This is a genomic window from Hirschia maritima DSM 19733 (assembly GCF_000378345.1).
GTDB lineage: Bacteria > Pseudomonadota > Alphaproteobacteria > Caulobacterales > Hyphomonadaceae > Hirschia > Hirschia maritima.
In genome coordinates this window covers 300,857-323,633 of record NZ_KB899546.1, presented here as the reverse complement: position 1 = coordinate 323,633, position 22,777 = coordinate 300,857, and the positions used below count along the sequence as shown (strand labels likewise).

The window sequence follows — 22,777 nt, the reverse complement described above, 5'->3', positions numbered from 1 at the left end:
ATTTACCGCTAGTCAAAGTCATATCTTATGTTGGGACGCTGATCACCTATGACAAGGTCTGCAAACTGCATTCCATTTTTCACGATAATCATTTAATGCCACAAAGGCTGCGAGCTATTAGCACCGCAGCCTTCATGAAACATTAGATCAGGTCTTAAACCTAGTCTTTCTTGTCGCCATCAACTTCTTCAAACTCAGCGTCGACAACATCATCGTCTGCCGCATCTGAATCAGCCGCAGCATCTTGAGCAGCGTCAGCGTGAGCCTGACCTTCTTGAGCAGCAGCATAAATGGCTTCACCCATTTTCATTGCAGCTTCAGTCAATGATTGTGTCTTAGCTTGAATTTCAGCTGTATCGTCTGTTTCCAGAGCAGCTTTCAATGCATCGCGAGCAGCTTCAATTTCAGCTTTGACTTCAGCTGGAATGCTTTCACCATGCTCTTCAAGCTGCTTGTTTGTGCCATCGATGAGAGACTCACCATTGTTTTTAGCTTCAACAGCTTCACGCGCAGCTTTATCTGCTTCAGCATTTGCTTCGGCATCTTTTACCATGTTTTGGATATCGTCGTCAGAAAGACCACCATCAGCCTGAATAGTAATTTGCTGCTCTTTGCCTGTTGCTTTATCTTTCGCAGACACAGACACAATACCGTTTGCATCAATATCGAAAGTCACTTCAATTTGTGGCATTCCGCGCGGTGCAGGTGGGATACCTTCAAGGTTGAAGTTACCCAATACTTTGTTGTCCGCAGCCATCTCACGCTCACCTTGAAGAACGCGAATAGTCACAGCAGCCTGATTGTCTTCAGCTGTAGAGAATGTCTGAGACTTCTTAGTTGGAATTGTTGTGTTACGGTCGATCAGACGCGTGAACACACCACCAAGAGTTTCAATACCTAGTGAAAGCGGTGTTACATCGAGAAGAACAACATCTTTAACGTCACCTTGAAGAACACCAGCCTGAATTGCCGCACCAATCGCAACAACTTCATCTGGGTTTACACCTTTGTGAGGCGCTTTACCGAAGAACTTCTCAACTTCTTCCTGCACTTTTGGCATACGTGTCATACCACCCACAAGCACAACATCATCGATGTCGGCTGCAGATTTTCCAGCGTCTGCCAGAGCTTTCTTACAAGGCTCGATTGTGCGCTTAACAAGGTCTGCCACAAGGCTTTCAAATTTTGCGCGAGTAAGTTTCAAGTTCAGGTGCTCAGGACCGGCGGCACTCATAGAAATAAACGGCAAGTTCACTTCGTAAGATGCAGATGTTGAAAGCTCTTTCTTGGCTTTTTCTGCTTCTTCTTTCAAACGCTGAAGCGCTTGCTTGTCAGCTTTAAGGTCGATGCCTTTGTCTTTTTGGAATTCTTCAGCAAGGTAATCTACGATGCGAAGGTCAAAGTCTTCACCACCTAGGAATGTGTCACCGTTTGTTGAAAGAACTTCAAATACACCATCGCCAATTTCAAGGATGGAAACATCGAAAGTACCACCACCAAGGTCGTACACAGCAATTGTCTTACCTTCAGACTTTTCAAGACCATATGCTAGCGCAGCAGCCGTTGGCTCGTTGATGATACGTTTAACATCTAGACCAGCAATTTTACCGGCATCTTTTGTTGCCTGACGCTGAGCATCGTTAAAGTAGGCTGGAACAGTAATAACAGCTTCAGTAACTTTCTCACCAAGGAAATCTTCTGCTGTTTCTTTCATCTTCTGAAGAATGAAAGCTGAAATCTCTTGAGGGGCGTAATCTTTATCGCGACCTTTAACCCAAGCATCTCCATTTGGACCTTTAACGATCTTAAATGGTGACATTTCTTGGTCTTTAGCCACTGTCGGGTCCGAGAACTGGCGACCGATCAAACGCTTAATTGCGTAGAAAGTCTGCTCTGAGTTCATCACAGCCTGACGTACAGCTGGCAAACCGATCATGCGCTCGCCGTCTTCGCGGAAAGCTACAACAGATGGTGTTGTGCGTGCACCTTCAGCGTTTTCGATTACTTTTGCACTTGTGCCATCCATTACAGCTACACAAGAGTTAGTTGTACCGAGGTCGATCCCGATAATTTTTCCCATATTTAGTCTCTCTCATTCCTTAGATATTGGCGGCCGCCCTTGCCCGATATAGGCCCTAACTTGCGGCGCCTGGTTCAGGCGGTCCCCTAAAAAATTGAACTCGGCTCCTTTATATTAAAAAAGCCAGGCTTGTAAGCCCATATGGGGTTCAAATCTTCAGGCTCAATAGGCAAACTCACATTTTCGTTATGAAGGTTATTAGCGCGGGTTATTAAACACATGTTGGACGGGTTTCAATACCTACCTGAATATCTAAACAGACAAGCTCAGGAAGAGCTGGTCGATGATATCCGTAACCATATGAAAAATAATCCCTTTTTTACTCCCAGAATGCCCAGAAGCAATAATCCTTTCAGTGTAAAAATGACGAATTTCGGAGAACTTGGCTGGGTCTCTGATGGTACTGGATATCGTTATGAAAAAACACATCCAACCACAAAAAAAACATGGCCAAGCATTCCGCGGCCCCTAATGAGCATATGGGAGGACATTTCGCAATATAAAAATCCTCCACATGCTTGTTTGGTAAATTATTATAACTCCGGAGCCAAAATGGGTCTGCATGTCGACAATGATGAGGAAGACCTAGCAGCGCCTGTTGTCTCTATATCATTGGGAGATACAGCTCGTTTTCGAATTGGTGGTCTCAATCGAAAAGATCCAACACAATCGTTCAAATTACATTCGGGAGATGTGGTTGTCTTAGGCGGCCAATCCCGTCTCGCCTATCACGGTATAGATCATATATATGGAGGCAGTTCTACCCTGCTAAAAAAGGGTGGAAGGCTGAATTTAACGCTTAGACGAGTTAACGTATAATTGAATAACTAATCTGGTACCCAAAAATTGTAAGCGTCTTGGGAAATTTCCTTAAGGCGCTTCTTAAACACGTCTTCATCGACGTGTCGTTTTAAAACGTCTGCTACAATTTCAATCGTGTTTTCTGGAGAAAAATTATGATGTTTTCTCAGGGACAAAGCCTCATTATTTAACGCTGTCATATTCGAAAACTTAAGTATCTCTTCGTTGGTATCCCAATCTTGAATATACAATGCTCTTAAAATTACTGGTAATGCCGAAGCGAACAAAATGGATTGCTTCAATGTAAGTCTTCTACGAAACACCATAAAAACAGACTGCACAGCTGTGTAAGTCACATTACTTGTTGGAGCATTTAGCGCTTTTTGAGCATCATTCATAAATTTTGAAAAATATGTTCCTGCATGTGTATATTCTAAAGGCTTTGGCACAACTTTATCCCCTACTCAATTCAAATATAAACAGAAATCGCCCGCATCAAATCTTGATTAGTGCCGCGAATGCCTGTCATCGAATAAGCATAATCTGGCAATCCAGCTAGGTTATTTACTTGTTTTCCAAGTGCAAATTTTCCAGTTGCTAAGGTTGAATGCAGCGGTGCTTTTGGAACTAACTCCAGCATCTCTCCGCGATTTTCAATCATCACTAACCGAACTGTTTCCAACGCCTCCCACGGAATGGTTGCATCATAATTTTTAATGAACAAACCTTCGGGCGACACTCTCACCATGACAGGACCAACAACCAGACGATACAGCACCACAAAGAACACACATGCCGCACCAATGCCGAATAATCCCATCCACAAACGTAAATCATATGGTGCGTCAGGTTGATACCATAAAATAAGGCCCGCTGCAGCAAACACAACGGACCCAATTAAAATTAGAAATGATCCCAACCGACTTGCTCTAAATTCAAACACTTCAGTTGGCATCATAATTCTCTACAATATGTACTTAGACAGATCAGCATCACCGGCATAACCGCCGACTTTTTCGCGAACATAGTCTGCGGTGACTGTAAAGCTTTCACCATTGCGATCAGGCGCTGTGAATGAAATCTCTTCTAGCAAACGTTCCAACACGGTGTGTAATCGACGTGCACCTATATTCTCAACAGTGTCATTCACCTGAACTGACAATTTGGCAATTTCATCTATTGCGCCATCTTCAAATTCGAGCGTCATGCCTTCTGCACCAATCAAAGCAACATATTGCTTGATCAAGCTTGCTTCTGGTTCTGTGAGAATGCGGCGGAAATCTTCTTCAGTCAGACCGCGCAATTCCACACGAATTGGCAAACGCCCTTGAAGCTCTGGCAATAGGTCAGATGGTTTAGAAACATGGAAAGCACCTGACGCAATGAACAGTATATAATCTGTTTTCACAGCACCATGCTTTGTGGACACTGTCGTACCTTCGATCAACGGAAGGAGATCACGCTGCACTCCTTCACGAGATACCCCTGCTCCACCTGATTCTTGGCGGGCTGCAACTTTATCAATCTCATCTAGGAAGACGATGCCCTCTTCTTCAACCAATTTGATAGCGTCACGCGTGATGGCTTCTTCATCAACTAGTTTATCAGACTCTTCATCAATCAATGGACGATAGGCATCTTTTACAGTCAATTTGACGGATTTTGTGCGACCACCAAATCCTTTGCCGAGCAGATCACCCAGATTTAACATGCCCATGCTTGCGCCAGGTTGGCCTGGTATTTCCATGGATTGCATCGGTGAAGCATTATCAGAGATATCAATCTCTATTTCTTTGTCATCAAGCTGGCCTGAACGTAGTTTTGTTTGGAAAGATTCACGTGTGCTCTCTTTTGCATCCGGTCCAACCAACGCATCAAGAACACGAGATTCAGCGGCCGCCTCAGCGCGTGCGCGAACTCCCTTACGTTTTTCTTCTTTCACCATTGTTATTGCAGCTTCAACAAGATCACGTACGATCTGTTCTACATCACGACCCACATATCCAACTTCGGTGAATTTCGTGGCCTCAACCTTGATGAAAGGCGCTTGAGCTAACTTGGCTAAACGACGCGATATCTCGGTCTTACCAACACCTGTCGGCCCAATCATAAGAATGTTTTTTGGTGTTACTTCTTCACGAAGGTCCGCATCCAACTGCTTGCGGCGCCAACGGTTTCGCAATGCCAAAGCAACCGCGCGTTTTGCATCTGCTTGTCCAACAATAAAACGATCCAGCTCGGAAACAATTTCACGAGGAGAAAATTCAGTCATCTTAGCCCTTATTATTTATTCTTGCCGCTAAGCACATGTTCTGGGGGAAATAGACGGCCCCATATCCCGTCTTCTGGAAAAAACTTTAAAACCATATTGCGAGCTGTTTTCCAACCTGCTCCCAATAAAACAACGCTTCCTCCTACAATTAGAAGAGGCAGCGCAACGACTTCCACGCCGGACAAACCAGAATTTCCAACTAGTGAGAATACGACCAATGTAAATGTGATCAGGCCCGAAAAGATCAAGGCTCGTCGATTGAGTGCAAGGGATAAGATCCCCACCCCCAAAAGAGCAATCAACATCATTACAGACGATCCGCTTTCAGATTCAACAGAATCTCCAATGATCATAAAGCGCATGCCCAACATGATTTGCGGCGCTGCTGCCAAATGCAGCCAAAAAGCGTTGTCAGATTGAATGGTGCGTCTAGCCGGATCTCTTGCATCAAAGAACATCGCAAAAGCAAGCGTTACAAGACCAACAAAAAACACTGCTCCTGCCCCAATGGCAGAAAGGTTAAATCCATTATTTTGGAAAGTGAAAGTGTAGAATAATAATGCACCGGATACTGCAATCAGAAACAATGCAAATGGCAAACGGAAACGAATGTAAAAGGCTAGAGCTGCCACAGAACCTGCTATAATTGAAAGATATCCGTTATCAAACATCTTCCCGAACATGATTTCAGGAATGTCTTCTTGTTGCTTTCCATTTTGAGCAGCCTGCAACATTACATCGCCAGCATTGTCTAAAAGCAGTTTCGTTAAAAGCGCGCCTACTCCACTTCCAACCATAAAGTAGAAAACCAATGCTAATCCCATAGAGGGAAGCAGCAATCGACGGCGTGTAGCAAAATACTCTGCCATCAACCACGCTAATGACGCCATCACCAATGCCAGTACAGGACCAAGCAATGTCCAAGGCATAATGCTTTTAAGGGTCCAACCCAAAAATAAAGTCGCACCCGACATTAAAATCATGATGCCGAATGTGAGAAAGATATCATTGAACGACGCTAAAAAACTCAAATTTTCAGCATCTTCGGGACCATATGGATCCCCGCCCTTGGCCAGATAACCTTGGAGTTTTTCACCTTGTTCGGCCGTTAAAACTCCATCTTTGATTGCCTGGTTAAGGGCATCACGTTCAGACATCTAAAGTCTCCACAACAAAGTTTTCATTGGTGAAGACACATACATCTGCCGCTACTTCCATAGCTTTTCGGCCGAGTACTTCAGCATCTTCTTCATATTCAAAAATTGCTCGAGCAGCTGACAAAGCGTAATTTCCACCTGAGCCAATTGCGACGACATCATGCTCAGGTTCGAGCACATCCCCCATACCAGTCAGGACAAGTGTCGTATGTTTATCAGCTACAATCAAAAGCGCTTCGAGTTTTTGGAGATATTTATCTGTTCGCCAGTCCTTTGCGAGTTCAACAGCTGCGCGTTGCAATTGACCTGGAAAACGCTCAAGTTTCTGTTCAAGCCTTTCAAACAAAGTAAAAGCATCAGCGGTTGCTCCGGCAAATCCAGCGATAATATTACCACCTTCACCAATACGGCGAACTTTGCGTGCATTACCCTTCATCACTGTATTGCCCATGGACACTTGTCCATCACCGATAATCACCACCTTGCCTGGCTTACGAACAGCTAAAATTGTTGTGCTGTGCCAGCTTTGTGGGGAAGTATCTTGCGTCATAAAGGTCTCCTGAATTCTATTCTCCCTTATAGGTGAACGTTGAATCAGGCAGGATCAAGGATTTTTATAAAAAAATCAGTTTTCAAGAAAAGTGGTAAGAAACCGCCTACGCTAGTTTCTTGGTGAGTTCAGGCGAACGCCAATGGTGCACAAAACTCTCAAATTCATGCGCGGGTAAAGGTGGAGAAAAGAAATACCCTTGCCCGATGGTGCAAGCACGACGTCGCAAAAACTCATAGTGTTCACGTGTTTCAACACCCTCTGCCACAGTCTCCTGCCCTAGCGCTTCTGCCATCGCTAAAATCATCTCAATGATAGCTGGAGCATGTGGGTCAGTGCCATGGGCGCGGACGAATTGTTGGTCGATCTTAAACACATCAAACGGCAATCGCGTCACGGTCGTGAAGTTAGAATGTCCTGTTCCAAAGTCATCAATTGCAAAACGAACTCCTTTGGCACGCAAAGGTCGCATAATTTTGGCAACACGCTCTGGATTATCAACCGCCGCGGTCTCGGTAAGTTCTAATTCCAATTGTTTTGCAGGCAATCTAGACTCGGTAAGAACATCATTGACCATGTCCACAAAATTTGGATCTTCAAACTGTAACGGAGACACATTCACCGCCAAACGTGGCTTGTGTCCATTGAAATCCCATTTTGCAGCTTCAATACATGCTTCACGAAGGATATTCTCACCCATTTTAGGAATTAGTCCCAATTCCTCTGCTTTTGGTACAAAGACGCCGGGAGAAACTACCGCACCATCTGGTCTACGCCAACGTGCCAAAGCTTCAGCCCCAATGACCACGCCCGTTTCCAACTCTATTTTGGGCTGAAAAACAGGAATAAATTCTTTGTTTTCAATTCCCCGTCGGATATCGTCCTCTAAGGTGAGATTTCTTTGTGCCGACTCTTGCATCGAAGAATCATAAAAGCGAAGCCCTTTGAATTTCGCATGTTTTGACGTTTTTAGTGAAAAATCTACTTGTTTCATTAGTTCGACAGCGTTGGGTGCATCTTGTGGTGCGGAAGCCGCCGCATAAGCTGCAGTTAACTCAACTAACCGTCCATCAAGAGTGAATGGTTTTTCCAATTGAAAACGTAGGAACTCAACAATCTTTTCAACGACTTTTTGAGAAGTATAAGGGATCACAATTGCATAGGTATCAGCGGCCAAACGGCTCAAAAGACTTGGCGCTTCTTCAATTTGCTCTAGAGGGCGCATAGCTGAGTCAGCTTCCAATAGATAAGCTTTTAACCGCGCACCTACCATTACCAACAACTCGTCGGCTAATTGGGGGCCAAATTTGTCATTAACCCGGCTAAATCTGTCCAAGTCCACAATAACGACACTTACGGTCCGCTCCCCTCCCGAAAGAATATATGCTTCTGTTTTCTTTAAAAAGTGAGCCCTATTTATCAAACCCGTCAGCGGATCTGAAATAGACATCTGATAAGTTTTACGAATAATTGCATCATATTTAGCTGTCATATCATGCACAGCATCCGCTAACTCATCAGATACTTTTCTGACCGAAGACGTTAGCCCATCTCCCTGTCCGGGACGCAGACGCCGTATTTCTTTTGCGAGAGTGTTTATAGGCCCTAATAATTTCTCAGTAATACGATAAGTGACATAACCAATCGCCGACGAAATCAGCATTGTCACTAAAATGCACACAACTATATTGAATACAGATGCAGGGAATCCAGCAACCACAATCTCAAAAACAAGAACACCCAAACCAGCAAGAAAAGACGCAATAACACTCACAAACGTTATGCGAAGCGGCAATTTAATACGCTTTGAGGAAATCTTTTGGTTTGATGTCATCACTTATTGCTTTATTTACTCCGTCAAAAGTGCTTTTTATCAACCAAAAACAAGGCAATTTGCACTACATATTAAGAGAATTACACTAATAAGCTACAAACTAATTATTAGTTGTAATCACTTTGTTAACGATAACCGGAGTTTTGAATGGCGGATAGTCCAAGAAGTGCGGAAAAATCTCGCGAAACGAAGGAAACCAAGATCACAGTAAAAGTGAATGTGGACGGCGTTGGTAAATCCAAAATCGACACAGGAATTGGTTTTTTTGACCACATGCTGGAAAGTTTTGCCAAGCACTCCGCCATCGATCTAGATGTTAAATGTAAGGGCGATCTACACATAGATATGCACCACACAATGGAGGATGTTGGTATTGTGCTCGGAGGTGCAATTAAAGATGCACTGACAAAAGAAACAGGCGGTTTCACGGGAATAACGCGCTTTGGTCACGCCTACATTCCGATGGATGAAACCCTAGCCCGAGCCAGTATCGATTTGTGCAACCGCCCCTACCTTGTCTGGAAAGTTGAGTTTACTCGCGACAAAGTCGGTGAAGTTGATACTGAATTGTTCAAAGAATTTTTCCATGCTTTTGCCATGAGCTCCGGCGCATGTCTTCACATCGAATGTCTTTATGGCGTCAACACACACCATATCGCAGAAGCTTGCTTTAAAGCACTCGCTCGTGCCGTTCGAATGGCTGGAGAAAATGATCCAAGACTCGCCGGACAAGCCGCATCCACTAAAGGAAGTCTGTAGGAAAAATCCTATACACAAAGCGTGACATCAGCATCTTTGTCACGCTAGAAGGCCCACATGAAAACACTTGCTCTCATAGATTATGGTTCAGGCAATATCCGCTCGGCATCACGTGCGCTGGCTGAAGCAGCAAAACTTGCTGAAATTGACCTACAAATTGATATAACATCTAATCCAGATGTCATTGAAAGAGCCGATTGTATTTTCCTTCCGGGTGTTGGTCATTATGCTGACTGTATGAACGGGCTGTTGAAACGTGAAGGTCTACACGACGCTTTAACGCAAGCCGTCATCGCAAAAGGCACCCCATTTATGGGTATCTGCGTAGGTATGCAACTTTTGGCGTCAATAGGTCTGGAAGACGGTGACACGCTAGGCCTCAATTGGATCCCCGGCACAGTGAAACGGATCACACCCGAACCAAGTTCACTTGCCATCCCGCACATGGGCTGGAATGAAATTCAAAATTTGAACCACCCCATTTTATCTGATCTGGGAGAAAATCCTCATCTCTATTTCACTCACTCATATGTGTTTGAAACAGATGACTCACAACAGTCTGTTGCCCATTTTAACTATGGCGGTGACTTCACCGCCGCTGTGGCACGCAACAATATATTTGGTACGCAGTTTCATCCGGAAAAAAGTCAAAAAATTGGTCAGAAATTGCTTGCCAACTTTCTAAAATGGAAGCCGTAAAATACATGCAACTATTCCCTGCAATAGATCTCAAAGATGGAGCCTGTGTTCGCCTCATTAAAGGTGATATGGATCAATCAACGAAGTTTAATGATGATCCAGGCGATCAAGCGGCCAAATTTGAAGCGATGGGATTTAAAAACCTTCACGTAGTAGATCTAAATGGTGCATTTGATGGTCGCTCTACAAATGAGGAAGCGGTGAAAGCTATTCTTTCAGCTACTCGATCACCTGTTCAGCTTGGTGGGGGTATTCGAGATTTGGTTGGCATAGAACGATGGATAAATGCCGGTATTTCAAGAGTAATCTTAGGAACCGCTGCAGTACGTGATCCCGAATTTGTGAAATCTGCTGCTAAAGAATTTCCAAATAAAATCGCTGTCGGCATAGATGCAATTAATGGCATGGTGGCTGTAGAAGGTTGGGCGGAAACAACTGATATGGCCGCTGCCGACCTTGCTAAGAAATTTGAGGATTCTGGTGTATGCGCAATCATTGCAACTGACATTGGTCGCGATGGTATGAAGACAGGTGTAAATGTGGAATTCACTGGTTCACTTGCTGATACAGTGAATATCCCTGTTATAGCATCTGGTGGTGTAAAAGGCGTTGAAGATATTAACGCATTGAAGGTCAGAACCGGGAAAAACGCCATCTTTGGTTCAATTCTTGGCCGCGCATTGTATGATGGTGATATTGACCCAGCTGAGGCGGTCCAAATCGCGGCGGAATAAACATGAATTACTGGCTCTTCAAATCTGAACCTGAAACTTGGTCTTGGGAAGACCAAGTGGCAAAAGGTGATGTAGGCGAAGAATGGGATGGAGTTCGTAATTATCAGGCCCGGAATTTCATGCGAGAAATGAAACTGGGAGACAAAGGCTTCTTCTATCATTCAGGTAAAGCCAAAGAAATTGTCGGTATTATTGAAATATGTGCTGAAGCGCACCAAGACAGTACTACTGACGATGAACGCTGGGACTGCGTTGATATTAAAGCACTCGATACACTCCCCTCACCCGTTACGTTGAGCACAATAAAAACTGACGAACGTCTGTCGAACATGGCCCTCGTAAAGAGCTCTCGCCTATCTGTTCAACCCGTAACTCACGCTGAATGGAAAATAGTTTTAGAATTATCCCAACGATGATTTTGTTATCATCTTAAAGTTGAATATTTTTTACAGCGTGTTTTTTTTCAATTGACTTTACTTAACCGAAATCTTTGTGCAAATCTGTTTTCGAAGCATTTTTTCGGGGGACAGTATGCGCTCATTACTTCTGTATTTTTTTTTAATATCTAGTTCTATCGCGTTGGCAGAAACGCCGATGCCACCAATTGAAGCTTATGGTGAACTGCCCAAGATAAGAGGATTGTCTATATCCCCCACTGGGAACAAAATTTCTTACATTATAAGCCAAGAAGAAAAAGAGTATTTTGTTGTAAAAGAGATAGATAGCGACGATATCAAGGCAGTTGACACAACCAACCTTAAAACTCGCAACACTTCTTTCATAAACGATCAATTTTCCGTTCTTTCCGCTTCTGAAACAACGAAGATTTTTGGTTATAGAGGAAAAATCGAATATACAGGTTCTTTTGCTTTCAACACTAAAGACAAAAAAATAAGACAGCTGTTGCGTAACGAAGAAAGCTTGTTCCCCGGACAATCTGGCATTGGTTACATTATTGGAAATCTTACAAAAAAAGGGCGAGTATTGATGCCTGCCTATGTTGGATCAAGATATGATGACTCACCCGATTACCATCTATTCTCAGTAGATCCTAAAAATGGACGCGGGAGGGTCTTTTCAAAAGGAAAACATGCCACCATTGATTGGTTTGTTGACCGAGACGGCACCATACTGGCACGAGAAGACCACCACCAAAAAGATGATCGCTACTCCATTTTTACAAAACGAACCGGCAAATGGGAAAAAATCTACACAAAATCTGATTCACCGTTAAGACCATTTAATCTTGTAGGCGTAAAAGCAGATAAATCAGCTCTCATCTTGATTGACGATCTCCCCGATGGCACTGGTGAAGGAATCTACGAATTAGATTGGAACGGTGAAATTTCTGGCCCGTTCCACGTCAAAGACAACGCTGAAATAGATTCAACCTTAAAGGATCAAAATCGATTTGTATTTGGCGTTCGTTATTCAGGGATGCGGCCGAGTTACAAGTTTTTTGATGAAGAACTCGATAAATCTATTCAGAAACTAATAGATTCCTACCCTACTCTGGCAATCAGTATTGTTGATTGGACTAATGATTGGTCAAAAATTGTCATCAAAGCGTCGGGTGGTAAAGAATCTGGGGGCTTCTACCTTTACGAACCAAGATCAGAACAATTGTCTAAGTTGGGACAACCGGTCGATATACCACGTGAATGGATAGGAAATACTCAAACCATTGAGTACAAAGCAAAAGACGGAACAAAAATTCCAGCTGTTCTTACAACGCCTGCAAATGTAGAAAATCAGAAAAATCTTCCAACAATCATTCTTCCTCATGGTGGCCCAGAAAGCTATGACCAACTGAGTTATGATTGGCTGGCCCAATACTTTTCCAGTCGCGGATATTTAGTTCTACAACCTAACTTTAGAGGATCTACTGGATTTGGCTGGAAATTTAAGAAACAAGGACGTGGGGAGTGGGCAGGCCTCATGCAAGATGATGTATCAGATGGCGTCAAAGCACTGATAGATGGCGGATTTTCTGACTCTGATAGAATATGCATAGTTGGCGCAAGCTATGGAGGCTATTCTGCACTTGCAGGAGGTGCATTCACACCAGATCTATACAAATGTGTTATTGCCGTCGCACCGGTTTCTGATCTCCCAAGACTGCTAACCACAGAAAAACGAGAAAACCAAAGAGGTAGCTGGGTAGTTGAATATTGGCACCGAGTGATTGGAGACCCAAAAAAGCATAAACAAAAATTGAAAGACATCTCTCCTGTTAATTTTGCTGACGCTTTTAAAGCCCCCGTTCTACTCGTTCACGGAAATGACGACACCGTAGTGAAAATTAGGCAAAGTTCTGTTATGAATAACGCCCTTAAAAAGGCTGGTAAAGAAGTCGAATTTGTGAAGGTTAAAGGTGGTGATCATTGGTTATCTACCAGTGAAACACGTCTTGAGACCTTACAGGCAATTGATAGCTTCATTGCAAAACACAATCCTGCAAACTAAAGCAGCAAAGATAGCTCATCGACAAAGCGCCCTTGTATATGAAGGGCGCTTTATTTTTATTCTAACTTGCTCCTTAAGCGCCACTAGCTTAAACGATTGAGCATGTTAAAAAATCGAATTATTCCATGTCTCGACGTCAAAAATGGCCGCACCGTAAAAGGTGTAAACTTCGTTGATCTACGTGATGCAGGAGATCCGGTCGCGCTCGCAAAAGCCTATGATGAACAAGGCGCAGACGAACTTTGTTTTCTCGATATAACAGCAACCAATGAAGGTCGAGGTTCTATGCTCGACGTGATAGAACGCACAGCAGATCAGTGTTTTATGCCTGTTACAGTTGGTGGTGGTGTTCGATCTCCTGATGATATGGTCACATTACTTTCAGCTGGCGCAGATAAATGTGGCGTAAATTCCGCTGCGGTCGCAGACCCTGACCTCGTTAAAGCTTGTTCATTAAAAGTGGGCGCGCAGGCTGTTGTTGTTGCCATAGATGCCCGCCGAGAAGGCGATAGTTGGGGTGTATTCACTCACGGTGGAAAAAAATCCTCCGGTCGTGATGCAATCGAATTTGCTAAACTCGTCGAAACTAAAGGTGCCGGAGAGATCTTACTAACTTCAATGGATCGCGATGGTACAAAATCCGGTTATGATATTGAACTATTAAAACGGATCACTGAAGCAGTTTCCATACCGGTTATCGCGTCCGGTGGTGCTGGACATGTTGATCATTTAGCGCCCGCTATTTTGGAAGGTGGAGCAAGCGCTGTTTTAGCTGCTTCAATTTTTCACTTTGGCGAAGCTAGTATCGCTGATGCAAGACACGCACTCAACGAAGCCGGCGCATTTGTGCGCCCATTGGCTGACTAAGCGAAGGATTACACCATGGCTAATCTCATGCCGACCAATTCACTTCTAAGTGCACTTACTCATCTTGCAGAAACTATTGATGACCGAGCGAATGGAAAATCTGGGAATGATCCATCATACACAGAGAAACTTTTATCTGCTGGTCCACATAAATGCGCAAAAAAACTAGGTGAGGAAGCTGTTGAAACCGTGTTGGCTATAGCTTCTGAGAGTGATGAGGAAGTAGCCGCAGAAACAGCTGACCTTCTCTATCACTTGTTCGTAGCATTACGTTCACGTGGCGTTGCATTGGATTTAGTCGGGGAAGCACTGGCAAAACGACAGGGTGTTTCCGGCATTGTTGAAAAAAACAGCCGAAAAAACAATTGAGCCAATATTATAAGCGTTCAAGTTTTCTAAGAAACACATAATAAGCCCCCTCTCCTCCATGTTTTTGGTGGGAGATTGAATAAGAACTAACATGTTTACGGATATCAGGCTGGGACAACCAATCGACTAAGCGACTTTTTATTACGCCGCCTCCAGCTTTACCTTTTCCAGTAATAACCAATACGCATTTTGAACCATCATATCTGTGATGCATTAAAAATGCAGACAATGCTGAACGCGCTGCTGACTGGGTAAAACCGTGTAAATCTATTGTTGCATCAACATAAGTTTGGCCACGTCTTACTTTGCGATCAGTCTCTTTATTTTCCAATGGTGTTTGCGGAATCTTTTCCGGAATACTGTCTAGCAGTTTGCGTTGAACGCCTGTCACAGTACCTTTTGTGGTTTTTAATTTTTCGATTGCTTTTGGCTGCACGTTCAAATGAGTGTGTGATGCCAATAGCTTTCCGAAGTCCTCATTATCAACCTTTGGTGCAGAAACCGGGCCTTTCAGAGGATTGACTGTTTTGGTTATTTTTTCCCACAAACGCTTTTCAGCATCCGTAATTGGCCGTTTAGCCATTTGACATCTCGGAGTTCTTACGAATTTGTGCGTTAGCCATCTTTTCTGCTAACCTTTTGGGCAATAACACCCACATATCAACATCATGATTCATACTTGCAGCGCGGCCACCTGCTTTATGTCCCCAGCCAAAAAACAAATCACCTCGCAAAATACCCTTAATCGCACCACCCGTGTCCTGTGCAATTACCAAACTGGAAAATTCAGTGCCTTTCCAGTCTCCTGGTTCGCTTGGGATGCGTGTATCAATAAAAATCGGGGCACCGTATGGATGATACCGAGGATCAACTGCCATCGAAGCCATTGGAGTTAACGCAACACCCTGCGCACCATTGGGCCCTTTGTTTGGATCTAACAATTCTTGTGGAGTAAACCAAACATAACGCGGATTTACATTCATAGCATCCTGCGCTTTTTTCGGTCCAACTTCATCCATCCATTTTAAAATTGATCCCATGCCTGCTTGATGAGGTTGAATTTGACCTGAATCAATTAAATGCCGAGCGATTGATACAAATGATTTGTGATTGTGAGCCGCAAACGCAGCTCGAATTACGCGACCATCTGGAAATTTTATTCTACCAGACCCCTGAATTTGTAAGTAAAAAAGTTCACCTGGTGTTACAAAGCCAAGCGCCTTCTTTGGATCATCAATAATATCTTTGCGGTCTGGATAAAGTTCCAATTCTCCATCTTTTACGCGGCCCCATACTTTTCCACTGGAAAACTTCTTCTCAAATTTAGAAGGATCAACTCTGACTAAATCTTCGGGAATACCAGGAACAGATTTAGTAAATTTACCTTGAGGTGAATATTTTGCTTCCAGCTCAGGTTCAAAATATCCGGTTAGTTTTGAAGAATCATTTTTTGGCTTAATAAGGTAAGGAGTGAATTCTGTTTGAAACACATCTGCAATGGCATCTGGTTCCACCACTGCTTTTAAACCCAAACAGGCACCCATCCAATCAGATATAATTCCGCCATAAGGTGCTGATTTCGATAATTGTTTTTCGGTGTTCTGTTTTGACCACTTTTTGCAACTAGCTAAAAATGACAAACGGGCAGAAGAAAAATTAGTTGATTGCCATGCAGGCAATTCAGAAAAGTTTTTGGGTATGAGAGAATACCCAGCACCTGTTACAATCTCTACCGGAGTATTAGGTCCGGTTATTGTAGTGACAATCTCTGGTTCAGCAGATGCTTCTTTTGGCGAAGAAACATCTGTTGTCGCACATCCATAAGCCGTGACTGCAAATACAGAAACAATACTGCCTAGGAAGCTTCGGAAACCCCTGCGAGAAGCCAAGCCGGATTTGACGATTTTAGACTGCGTTCGAAAGTCCATATCTCTTTTGCCGTTCTTAAATTCTCACCATCACTAAGCTGCGCTTCAAACGATACAGAAACTTGTCCCAAATCACCATCAAGAAGTTCAGCATCAGCAATTTCAGCTGATTTAAGTCTCATAAGACGGAGAGGATCAGCTCCACTTTGCTCTCTAGCATCTATCGCAGAAACATATGCTTCATAAACATCATCAGCTAGAAGATTTGATAATGTTGATTTATCGCCTTCCGCGAAAGCCTCGACGATCATTTCGTAAGCTTTCTTAGATTTTCGTGTAAAATCTGCTGATGAAAAGCTATTATCAATTTTTGATATTGCTTCCATTGCATCTGCGCCCGGACCGGTAAAAGTCGGTCTGAACGAAGTAACATTATCTTCTTCAGTCTCTTCTCGATCTTTACGATTTTGAGTCGCTTCTCGAACAACTGAAGGCGGAGGTTCAGCACCAGTTTTCGTGCCGAGAACATTATATAGCCTGTAGAGCACAAAAAATGCGACGGCTGCGAAAATTAAGAGTTCAATATCCATATCAGTTCTTATAAAGTATCATTTTATTTCTTGCCACATATATATGTTGACAAATCACTGTTTTAAACCACCTAACTTGTCTGCTTAACCAGCTCATGCTAGCTGGCAACCAGTTCCCCGTACCAAACGGATGTATAAGATATGAATGACACGCCCTCACCAGAAGGCCAACCAACAACAGATCCAGCGCAAGCAGCTGCTGAATCTGGTCCATCAATTCGCGTTCTTGCGCAATACATAAAAGACTTGTCTTTTGAAAACCCACACCCGCTTACAGCTGGTGCTGGCCAAAACGCACCTGCTATTGAATTGGGTATTGATGTTAAAGCCGACCCACAGCCAAACCAACAAGGTATTTTTGAAGTTAACCTGAGACTTTCTGCTCAAGCCAAACGTGAAGACAAAGTCGTCTTTATTGCTGAGCTCGTTTATTCAGGCCTTTTCGAATTGAAAAACGCTCAACAAAATGACGTTGAACCACTTCTATTGATCGAATGTCCTCGTCTACTTTTCCCATTCGCGCGTCGTGTAATGGCTGAAGTTACGCGTGAAGGTGGATATCCACCACTACTCATCGACCCAATTGATTTTATAGGGCTTTATAAAGCTCAAAAAGCACAACAGGTAGCAGGGCAACAAGATGCTGCACCGACTGAACAAGCTTAATTAGAAAACACATTCAATAAAAAGCGACGTTTATAAAACGTCGCTTTTTTTATTCTTCTAAAATACGTTGCCAAACAGGTTCATCTCCCAACGTTGCGACGAACTCTCTATGAGCTGTATTTTCCTCAACGGTTATCAACGGGGATAGTTTCTTTGAACGCTGTGCACGCGGTGTTCTTTTATAAGCAACTGCCTCTTTCTTCTGAACAGCATCTTCAAATTCAAAAGAGTGCGCGCGCCCTCCTCGCAATTCCAAATATACTGAAGCAAGCAGTTGGGAGTCCACTACAGCGGTGTGGACATCACGCTTGGCCAACGAAATATCAAAGCGTTTACACAACGCATCCAGAGTGGCAGAGGCACCAGGAAATTTTGCTTTTGCTATTGCTAGTGTGTCGACACAACGCTCCTTAGGAAATTCGGGCATTCCTATTCGACGCATTTCTTCATTCAAAAAGCCACGGTCAAATTCAGCATTGTGCGCAACTAGTGGAGAATCTTCAATAAAATCAATAAACTCCTGATACACGCTCGGATCACTAAAGAGAGGTTTACCCTTTAGCATCTCATCTGTAATCCCAGTAATGCGAACCGTATCATCACTAACCGCACGTTCTGGATAAATAAGACGATGAAATTCGCGGCCTGTCGGCAGCAAATTCACGATTTCAACCGCACCCAATTCAATTATGCGATCGCCGTCTTTTGCGTTTAGGCCTGTAGTCTCAGTATCAAAAACAATTTCACGCATCTAAGATTCCTTAGACTTCATCAATATGGATATTATTTGTTTTACAGATTCACGCGCTTTTTCTATTCCAAGGCTGGTATCAATTACAAAATCTGCACGCTTACGTTTTTCAGAGTCTGGCATTTGCTTTTGCAAAATAGTTTCAAACTTTTCTTCTGTCATACCTTCGCGGCCTAACACGCGTTCTTTTTGTACTTCAAAAGGTGCAGTTACAACTATGACTTTATCAACAGCAGCTTCAGAACCTGTTTCAAACAGCAATGGAATATCAAAAACGACAAGTGTTGATTCTTGTTCTCTTTGATAATCTAAAAAATCTAGACGTGTTTGAAAAACAAGAGGATGAACTATCTGCTCAAGCTTTTTTAAAGCTGCGTCATCCCCAATAACATAAGAACTAAGTTTTTGACGGTCTATTGCCCCGTTAGCATTTTTCACACCCGGAAATTCATCTTCTAAAAGATCAACAGCTTTACCGCCGACAGCATACAGTGCATGAACTGATGCATCAGAATCATAAACCGGTATGCCCTCCTCCTTAAACAAGTTAGCTGTGGTGGATTTTCCCATGCCTATTGAACCTGTCAGACCCAAAATTACCATTATCTGATTTTCTCCTGGCACATTTGGTAAGCTGCTTCGACATCGGGTGTTTCACCGTGCCAAAGTTCATGTGAAAGAGCAGCTTGTTCAACCAACATGCGTAAACCATCTTCAGTCTGCCAACCAGATTGAGATGCTTTCCGAAGTATTTCTTCTGGCGCTTTTCCATAGGATAAATCGAAAAACAACCGCCCATTTCCATCAGGAAATTCTATTGAATCGACAAGCCCTGCTTTCAAACTTGTGGCGTTCACCACAATGTCAGCTGCATCCATATCATTTGTTAAATCCGAAAGACTATTTGATTTAGCTGCCGGGGCTAATTCGGTTATGAGATCATCGACCTTTGAAACGGTACGGTTTACGATCGTTAGATCAACATTTTGTTTGCTTAAAATATACGCAACAGCCCGTGCGGCACCACCAGCACCAATTAAAAGAATTGCCTTCCCAGTCAGGTCTTTATTTTCGAGACAAGAGAGTAACGCATTTAAAAATCCGACTGCATCCGTGTTATCCGCATACCAACCTAACGGTGTTGATTTTAGAGTATTTGCAACACCAATTTTCTCAGCCGTTTCACTTACATTAACAGCAGCTCTAATTGCATATTCCTTATACGGCATGGTCACATTTAGCCCTTGCACATCAAAGCGCTGCAAAGCTTTTATATCTTCCGTCGCACATTTAGTCTGTAAATGGAATTTATTATAATATGCTGAAATATTTGATTTTTTGATCCAAAAATTATGAATATCTGGTGATAGAGATTGTGCGATTGGATCTCCAATAACTCCAAAAGCTTTGATATTGGAAATCTCTTTCATTTGATTATAACTCCCCTATCCTGCAACCAATTGAGAAGCTGGATAAGTGGCAAACCAAGTATAGAAAAGTAATCTCCCTCAATTTTTGAAAACAATTGAGCTCCCGGAGCTTCCAATCTATAAGCACCGACCGTTGTAAGCGCTAATTCATCCTCACCCTTCAGATAACTATCTAGAAACTCTTCAGAAAAATTTCGCATTGTTAAACGCGGTTTGGCTGTTGTTCGCCAAATTGGTTGTCCATTTTCACAAGCCACAAGCGCAGTTTCTAATGTATGAGTTTTACCTCTCATCTCCAATAGATTTTCTCGTGCTTCTTTCAACGACTTTGGTTTGTCAAATTGACGCCCTTCCAAATCTAACATCTGGTCGGCACCAAGCACTATACCGGTTTGATTCAATGAGATTTTAAGTGCTTTCATTTCAGCAAGCGTTTCAGCTTGTCTTTGTGTATTCTCCCCGTCAGCACGCATTGCGGCTTTAATTGCATCTTCATCGACATAAGAAGCCATTTGTTCAAATTGCAAACCAGCTCCACGCATTAAATCTCCACGAGATTTGCTCTGAGATGCAAGAATAATCCTAGTTTTTACCACTTGAGCACTTAGCCTCGTCCAGTTTCTGAAAGTGTATTTAAAATCGCAGCTGCAGTTTCTTCAACGGATCGACGTGATACATCAATGGTTTTCCACTTCATACGTGCGAATAATCTATTCGCCCATGTCAATTCTTCTCGAATAGATTCTTCAGAAGCATACGTTGTATTTGGATCTTCTTTGATAGAAATAAGGCGCTGTCTGCGGATATCGACCAATCGCTTTGGTGATATTTTCAATGCGATTACGAGTGGTGCATTGGGCCCTAACAAAATTTCTGGAGGATCTACACCAGGAACCAACGGTACATTAGCAGCTTTAATCCCTCTATTTCCAAGATAAACACAAGTTGGCGTTTTAGATGTTCTACTTACCCCTACGAGTGCTACATCTGCCTCGTGTAAATCCTCAACACCCTGTCCGTCATCATGTGCCAACGTATAATTTAAAGCTTCAATTCTGCTAAAATACGTTGAATCGACTTTATATTGGCCAGCAACTGAACGATTTGAACGCAAACCGAGATAGCGACTTAAGACATCCACAGCAGGATCAATCACTGGAAGAACTGGTGTATGCGTTTGAGAGCACCAATCCTCAAGTGTTTTTCTCAATCCTTCATCAGATATCGTGTAAAGTACGATACCCGGAGCACTTTCTATTTCTTGAAGCGCTCTGTCCAATTGCCTCTGAGAACGGACTAAATAATAATTGTGTTCTAAAGGCGATATTCCTTCAAATTGGGCACATGCAGCTCGCATCACAGCATTTAGTGTTTCACCAGTCGAATCTGATAGAAGGTGGACGTTAAAATAGATGTCCATATATTATCGGCGCCGCCGTCCTCTAAATAAGGTATTACCTGATTTTCTTTAAGTAATACTGGGTATTACCAAGTTTCCCCCAGCCAACTGTGGAAAACCTGTTAGGAGTGATTTTTGGTTAACTTTACTCACCTTTATTCACAATTCTATCTACAGGCTAGAAATTCGATGAAATTTTTTAGATTCTTTCCACTGGAATCCAGTTAATTTAGACTCGACTCAAAATTAACCCTTATTAACAAGAGCGTTAACCTTAATGAACCGTAATTAAGATTAATGAAGGCGATGTGAATTAATGCCACATTGGCTGTTGATAGTGTGTGGATAAAAGTTCAAACCTTAATTTGTCCCCGTTACCAACGGTCTTATAACAATAGAAGAATCTAAACTTAATAATAGAATTTAAAGGAATGAGAGTACGTGGCACAGCCTGAAAAAAAATTGCTTAATACACTAAATGGCAAAATCTATGAGGCGCCTCCTGTATGGATGATGCGTCAGGCTGGAAGACATTTGCCTGAGTATCTTGAATTACGTGCTCGTGCTAAAGATTTTCTGGATTTTTGTTACTCTCCTTCTTTAGCTACTGAAGCGACACTACAACCTATTAGAAGATACAATATGGATGGCGCCATATTGTTTGCAGATATTCTACTTATTTTAGATGCGATGGGCCGTAACGTTCGTTTTGTTAAAGGCGAAGGTCCTCAATTAGATCCGGCATCTAATGCAGCAGACCTAGATAAATTTCCTTTAGAAAAGTTGTTGGATCGAATGTCGCCTGTTTATGAAACAGTTTCTCGTGTGAAAACGCAGTTGCCACCGGAAACGACGTTAATAGGATTTGCTGGCGCACCCTGGACTGTCGCGGTATATGCTGTTGAAGGAAAAGGTGGCACTGATAAATCCGTTTCTCGTCTCAAAGCGTATCAAGAACCAGAAGATCTAGATGCAATGCTAGATATATTGGTAGAAACTACGGCGCATTATCTTAAAGCACAAGCAGATGCAGGCGCGGATGCATTAATGATCTTCGATAGTTGGGCTGAAGGATTGGCTGAGGATAGTATGTTAAGATTGGTTATTAAACCCACACAGAAGCTCATACAGCGCGTTCGGGAGTTAGGTGTAACCCAACCTATAATAGGTTTTCCACGTGGATCAGGCGCCATGCTAGCGCCTTACGCTAAAGAAACAGGTGTTACAGCGGTAGGACTTGATACCGCACTACCGGTAAAGTGGGTAAATGAAGCACTACCGACAGGTTTTCCAGTTCAAGGTAATTTAGATCCGTTGAGGCTTATTGCTGGCGGAGATGAAATGGATAATCGAATTCGCGAAATCAAATCAGCTTTGAAAGATCGACCACATATTTTCAATTTGGGTCATGGTGTAACACCACAAACTCCCATCAAAAACGTTGAACGCGCAGTGCGTGTAATTCGGGAAATTTAAGGTTTGAAT

General features: G+C 42.9%; 25 protein-coding genes. 10 read left to right on the top strand and 15 right to left on the bottom strand.

Annotation, left to right across the window (positions count from 1 at the left end; translation table 11 throughout):
- Window positions 1-160: 160 nt before the first annotated feature.
- On the bottom strand, window positions 161-2,080 hold the full coding sequence (dnaK, locus tag F551_RS0109845; protein ID WP_018997340.1) for a molecular chaperone DnaK: 1,920 nt from the start codon (window positions 2,078-2,080) through the stop codon (window positions 161-163).
- Between the two features lie 219 nt (window positions 2,081-2,299).
- Between dnaK and F551_RS0109835 the strand changes: the two genes are divergently transcribed.
- Complete coding sequence (locus F551_RS0109835; RefSeq protein WP_018997338.1) at window positions 2,300-2,899, top strand: alpha-ketoglutarate-dependent dioxygenase AlkB; 600 nt, start codon at window positions 2,300-2,302, stop codon at window positions 2,897-2,899.
- Between the two features lie 8 nt (window positions 2,900-2,907).
- On the opposite strand, the gene F551_RS0109830 is transcribed toward F551_RS0109835, so the two are convergent.
- The 6 genes from F551_RS0109830 to F551_RS0109805 all read right to left on the bottom strand — a co-directional run bounded on the left by F551_RS0109830 (window position 2,908) and on the right by F551_RS0109805 (window position 8,694).
- Window positions 2,908-3,330 (bottom strand): DUF2267 domain-containing protein, encoded by a 423-nt coding sequence (locus tag F551_RS0109830; RefSeq protein ID WP_018997337.1) that lies wholly within the window; start codon window positions 3,328-3,330, stop codon window positions 2,908-2,910.
- Window positions 3,331-3,350: 20 nt separating this feature from the next.
- Complete coding sequence (locus tag F551_RS0109825) at window positions 3,351-3,839, bottom strand: hypothetical protein (RefSeq protein ID WP_233355234.1); 489 nt, start codon at window positions 3,837-3,839, stop codon at window positions 3,351-3,353.
- Window positions 3,840-3,845: 6 nt separating this feature from the next.
- Window positions 3,846-5,153 (bottom strand): ATP-dependent protease ATPase subunit HslU, encoded by a 1,308-nt coding sequence (hslU, locus tag F551_RS0109820; RefSeq protein WP_018997335.1) that lies wholly within the window; start codon window positions 5,151-5,153, stop codon window positions 3,846-3,848.
- A gap of 11 nt (window positions 5,154-5,164) precedes the next feature.
- Entirely contained in the window at window positions 5,165-6,310 is a 1,146-nt protein-coding gene (locus F551_RS0109815) for a hypothetical protein (RefSeq protein ID WP_018997334.1), read from the bottom strand.
- Window positions 6,303-6,860, bottom strand: a complete 558-nt coding sequence (gene hslV / locus F551_RS0109810; RefSeq protein WP_018997333.1) for an ATP-dependent protease subunit HslV — start codon at window positions 6,858-6,860, stop codon at window positions 6,303-6,305. The genes F551_RS0109815 and hslV overlap by 8 nt, the downstream gene beginning before the upstream one ends.
- Window positions 6,861-6,966: 106 nt before the next feature.
- Window positions 6,967-8,694 carry a putative bifunctional diguanylate cyclase/phosphodiesterase gene (locus F551_RS0109805; RefSeq protein WP_018997332.1) on the bottom strand — a complete coding sequence of 576 codons (1,728 nt, stop codon included), beginning with the start codon at window positions 8,692-8,694 and terminating at the stop codon, window positions 6,967-6,969.
- Between the two features lie 147 nt (window positions 8,695-8,841).
- Here F551_RS0109805 and hisB point away from each other — a divergent pair, with 147 nt between their 5' ends.
- From hisB to hisE, 7 genes are all read left to right on the top strand, one after another.
- Window positions 8,842-9,453 (top strand): imidazoleglycerol-phosphate dehydratase HisB, encoded by a 612-nt coding sequence (gene hisB, locus F551_RS0109800; protein WP_018997331.1) that lies wholly within the window; start codon window positions 8,842-8,844, stop codon window positions 9,451-9,453.
- A 57-nt stretch (window positions 9,454-9,510) separates the two neighbouring features.
- Entirely contained in the window at window positions 9,511-10,152 is a 642-nt protein-coding gene (gene hisH, locus F551_RS0109795; RefSeq protein WP_018997330.1) for an imidazole glycerol phosphate synthase subunit HisH, read from the top strand.
- Window positions 10,153-10,157: 5 nt separating this feature from the next.
- On the top strand, window positions 10,158-10,886 hold the full coding sequence (gene hisA / locus F551_RS0109790; protein WP_018997329.1) for a 1-(5-phosphoribosyl)-5-[(5-phosphoribosylamino)methylideneamino]imidazole-4-carboxamide isomerase: 729 nt from the start codon (window positions 10,158-10,160) through the stop codon (window positions 10,884-10,886).
- A 2-nt stretch (window positions 10,887-10,888) separates the two neighbouring features.
- Entirely contained in the window at window positions 10,889-11,302 is a 414-nt protein-coding gene (locus F551_RS0109785) for an EVE domain-containing protein (RefSeq protein WP_018997328.1), read from the top strand.
- A gap of 115 nt (window positions 11,303-11,417) precedes the next feature.
- Window positions 11,418-13,352: an alpha/beta hydrolase family protein gene (locus F551_RS0109780; protein WP_018997327.1), complete on the top strand. Its 1,935-nt coding sequence runs from the start codon at window positions 11,418-11,420 to the stop codon at window positions 13,350-13,352.
- 102 nt (window positions 13,353-13,454) lie between these two features.
- A complete protein-coding gene (gene hisF / locus F551_RS0109775) occupies window positions 13,455-14,219 on the top strand; it encodes an imidazole glycerol phosphate synthase subunit HisF (protein ID WP_018997326.1) in 765 nt (254 codons plus the stop codon).
- Window positions 14,220-14,234: 15 nt separating this feature from the next.
- Window positions 14,235-14,588 carry a phosphoribosyl-ATP diphosphatase gene (hisE, locus tag F551_RS0109770; protein WP_018997325.1) on the top strand — a complete coding sequence of 118 codons (354 nt, stop codon included), beginning with the start codon at window positions 14,235-14,237 and terminating at the stop codon, window positions 14,586-14,588.
- Window positions 14,589-14,595: 7 nt separating this feature from the next.
- On the opposite strand, the gene F551_RS0109765 is transcribed toward hisE, so the two are convergent.
- The 3 genes from F551_RS0109765 to F551_RS0109755 are packed head-to-tail and all read right to left on the bottom strand — an operon-like array spanning window position 14,596 to window position 17,046.
- A complete protein-coding gene (locus tag F551_RS0109765) occupies window positions 14,596-15,171 on the bottom strand; it encodes a Smr/MutS family protein (protein WP_018997324.1) in 576 nt (191 codons plus the stop codon).
- Window positions 15,164-16,516 carry a murein transglycosylase A gene (gene mltA / locus F551_RS0109760; protein WP_155825901.1) on the bottom strand — a complete coding sequence of 451 codons (1,353 nt, stop codon included), beginning with the start codon at window positions 16,514-16,516 and terminating at the stop codon, window positions 15,164-15,166. The genes F551_RS0109765 and mltA overlap by 8 nt, the downstream gene beginning before the upstream one ends.
- Window positions 16,444-17,046: a Tim44/TimA family putative adaptor protein gene (locus tag F551_RS0109755; protein ID WP_018997322.1), complete on the bottom strand. Its 603-nt coding sequence runs from the start codon at window positions 17,044-17,046 to the stop codon at window positions 16,444-16,446. Before F551_RS0109755 ends, mltA begins: the two co-directional genes overlap by 73 nt.
- A gap of 141 nt (window positions 17,047-17,187) precedes the next feature.
- Here F551_RS0109755 and secB point away from each other — a divergent pair, with 141 nt between their 5' ends.
- Window positions 17,188-17,712, top strand: a complete 525-nt coding sequence (gene secB, locus F551_RS0109750) for a protein-export chaperone SecB (protein WP_018997321.1) — start codon at window positions 17,188-17,190, stop codon at window positions 17,710-17,712.
- A gap of 49 nt (window positions 17,713-17,761) precedes the next feature.
- Here the strand turns inward: secB and dnaQ are convergent, their stop codons facing one another.
- The 5 genes from dnaQ to F551_RS0109725 are packed head-to-tail and all read right to left on the bottom strand — an operon-like array spanning window position 17,762 to window position 21,313.
- Window positions 17,762-18,463, bottom strand: a complete 702-nt coding sequence (gene dnaQ, locus F551_RS0109745) for a DNA polymerase III subunit epsilon (RefSeq protein ID WP_018997320.1) — start codon at window positions 18,461-18,463, stop codon at window positions 17,762-17,764.
- Window positions 18,464-19,066 carry a dephospho-CoA kinase gene (coaE, locus tag F551_RS0109740; protein ID WP_018997319.1) on the bottom strand — a complete coding sequence of 201 codons (603 nt, stop codon included), beginning with the start codon at window positions 19,064-19,066 and terminating at the stop codon, window positions 18,464-18,466.
- Window positions 19,066-19,893 (bottom strand): shikimate dehydrogenase, encoded by an 828-nt coding sequence (gene aroE / locus F551_RS0109735; RefSeq protein WP_018997318.1) that lies wholly within the window; start codon window positions 19,891-19,893, stop codon window positions 19,066-19,068. Before aroE ends, coaE begins: the two co-directional genes overlap by 1 nt.
- Window positions 19,890-20,489, bottom strand: a complete 600-nt coding sequence (locus tag F551_RS0109730) for a Maf family protein (RefSeq protein WP_018997317.1) — start codon at window positions 20,487-20,489, stop codon at window positions 19,890-19,892. The genes aroE and F551_RS0109730 overlap by 4 nt, the downstream gene beginning before the upstream one ends.
- 8 nt (window positions 20,490-20,497) lie before the next feature.
- Window positions 20,498-21,313: a pyruvate, water dikinase regulatory protein gene (locus F551_RS0109725; protein WP_018997316.1), complete on the bottom strand. Its 816-nt coding sequence runs from the start codon at window positions 21,311-21,313 to the stop codon at window positions 20,498-20,500.
- A gap of 420 nt (window positions 21,314-21,733) precedes the next feature.
- On the opposite strand from F551_RS0109725, the gene hemE reads away from it, so the two are divergent.
- Window positions 21,734-22,768, top strand: a complete 1,035-nt coding sequence (hemE, locus tag F551_RS0109720; RefSeq protein ID WP_018997315.1) for a uroporphyrinogen decarboxylase — start codon at window positions 21,734-21,736, stop codon at window positions 22,766-22,768.
- The last annotated feature ends 9 nt before the right edge of the window (window positions 22,769-22,777 follow it).

Bases quoted from the DNA above. Each gene is read 5' to 3' on its own strand.
- dnaK (WP_018997340.1), bottom strand. From the start codon at position 2,080: ATGGGAAAAATTATCGGGATCGACCTCGGTACAACTAACTCTTGTGTA.
- F551_RS0109835 (WP_018997338.1), top strand. From the start codon at position 2,300: ATGTTGGACGGGTTTCAATACCTACCTGAATATCTAAACAGACAAGCT.
- F551_RS0109825 (WP_233355234.1), bottom strand. From the start codon at position 3,839: ATGATGCCAACTGAAGTGTTTGAATTTAGAGCAAGTCGGTTGGGATCA.
- hslU (WP_018997335.1), bottom strand. From the start codon at position 5,153: ATGACTGAATTTTCTCCTCGTGAAATTGTTTCCGAGCTGGATCGTTTT.
- F551_RS0109815 (WP_018997334.1), bottom strand. From the start codon at position 6,310: ATGTCTGAACGTGATGCCCTTAACCAGGCAATCAAAGATGGAGTTTTA.
- hslV (WP_018997333.1), bottom strand. From the start codon at position 6,860: ATGACGCAAGATACTTCCCCACAAAGCTGGCACAGCACAACAATTTTA.
- F551_RS0109805 (WP_018997332.1), bottom strand. From the start codon at position 8,694: ATGACATCAAACCAAAAGATTTCCTCAAAGCGTATTAAATTGCCGCTT.
- hisB (WP_018997331.1), top strand. From the start codon at position 8,842: ATGGCGGATAGTCCAAGAAGTGCGGAAAAATCTCGCGAAACGAAGGAA.
- hisH (WP_018997330.1), top strand. From the start codon at position 9,511: ATGAAAACACTTGCTCTCATAGATTATGGTTCAGGCAATATCCGCTCG.
- hisA (WP_018997329.1), top strand. From the start codon at position 10,158: ATGCAACTATTCCCTGCAATAGATCTCAAAGATGGAGCCTGTGTTCGC.
- F551_RS0109785 (WP_018997328.1), top strand. From the start codon at position 10,889: ATGAATTACTGGCTCTTCAAATCTGAACCTGAAACTTGGTCTTGGGAA.
- F551_RS0109780 (WP_018997327.1), top strand. From the start codon at position 11,418: ATGCGCTCATTACTTCTGTATTTTTTTTTAATATCTAGTTCTATCGCG.
- hisF (WP_018997326.1), top strand. From the start codon at position 13,455: ATGTTAAAAAATCGAATTATTCCATGTCTCGACGTCAAAAATGGCCGC.
- hisE (WP_018997325.1), top strand. From the start codon at position 14,235: ATGGCTAATCTCATGCCGACCAATTCACTTCTAAGTGCACTTACTCAT.
- F551_RS0109765 (WP_018997324.1), bottom strand. From the start codon at position 15,171: ATGGCTAAACGGCCAATTACGGATGCTGAAAAGCGTTTGTGGGAAAAA.
- mltA (WP_155825901.1), bottom strand. From the start codon at position 16,516: ATGGACTTTCGAACGCAGTCTAAAATCGTCAAATCCGGCTTGGCTTCT.
- F551_RS0109755 (WP_018997322.1), bottom strand. From the start codon at position 17,046: ATGGATATTGAACTCTTAATTTTCGCAGCCGTCGCATTTTTTGTGCTC.
- secB (WP_018997321.1), top strand. From the start codon at position 17,188: ATGAATGACACGCCCTCACCAGAAGGCCAACCAACAACAGATCCAGCG.
- dnaQ (WP_018997320.1), bottom strand. From the start codon at position 18,463: ATGCGTGAAATTGTTTTTGATACTGAGACTACAGGCCTAAACGCAAAA.
- coaE (WP_018997319.1), bottom strand. From the start codon at position 19,066: ATGGTAATTTTGGGTCTGACAGGTTCAATAGGCATGGGAAAATCCACC.
- aroE (WP_018997318.1), bottom strand. From the start codon at position 19,893: ATGAAAGAGATTTCCAATATCAAAGCTTTTGGAGTTATTGGAGATCCA.
- F551_RS0109725 (WP_018997316.1), bottom strand. From the start codon at position 21,313: ATGGACATCTATTTTAACGTCCACCTTCTATCAGATTCGACTGGTGAA.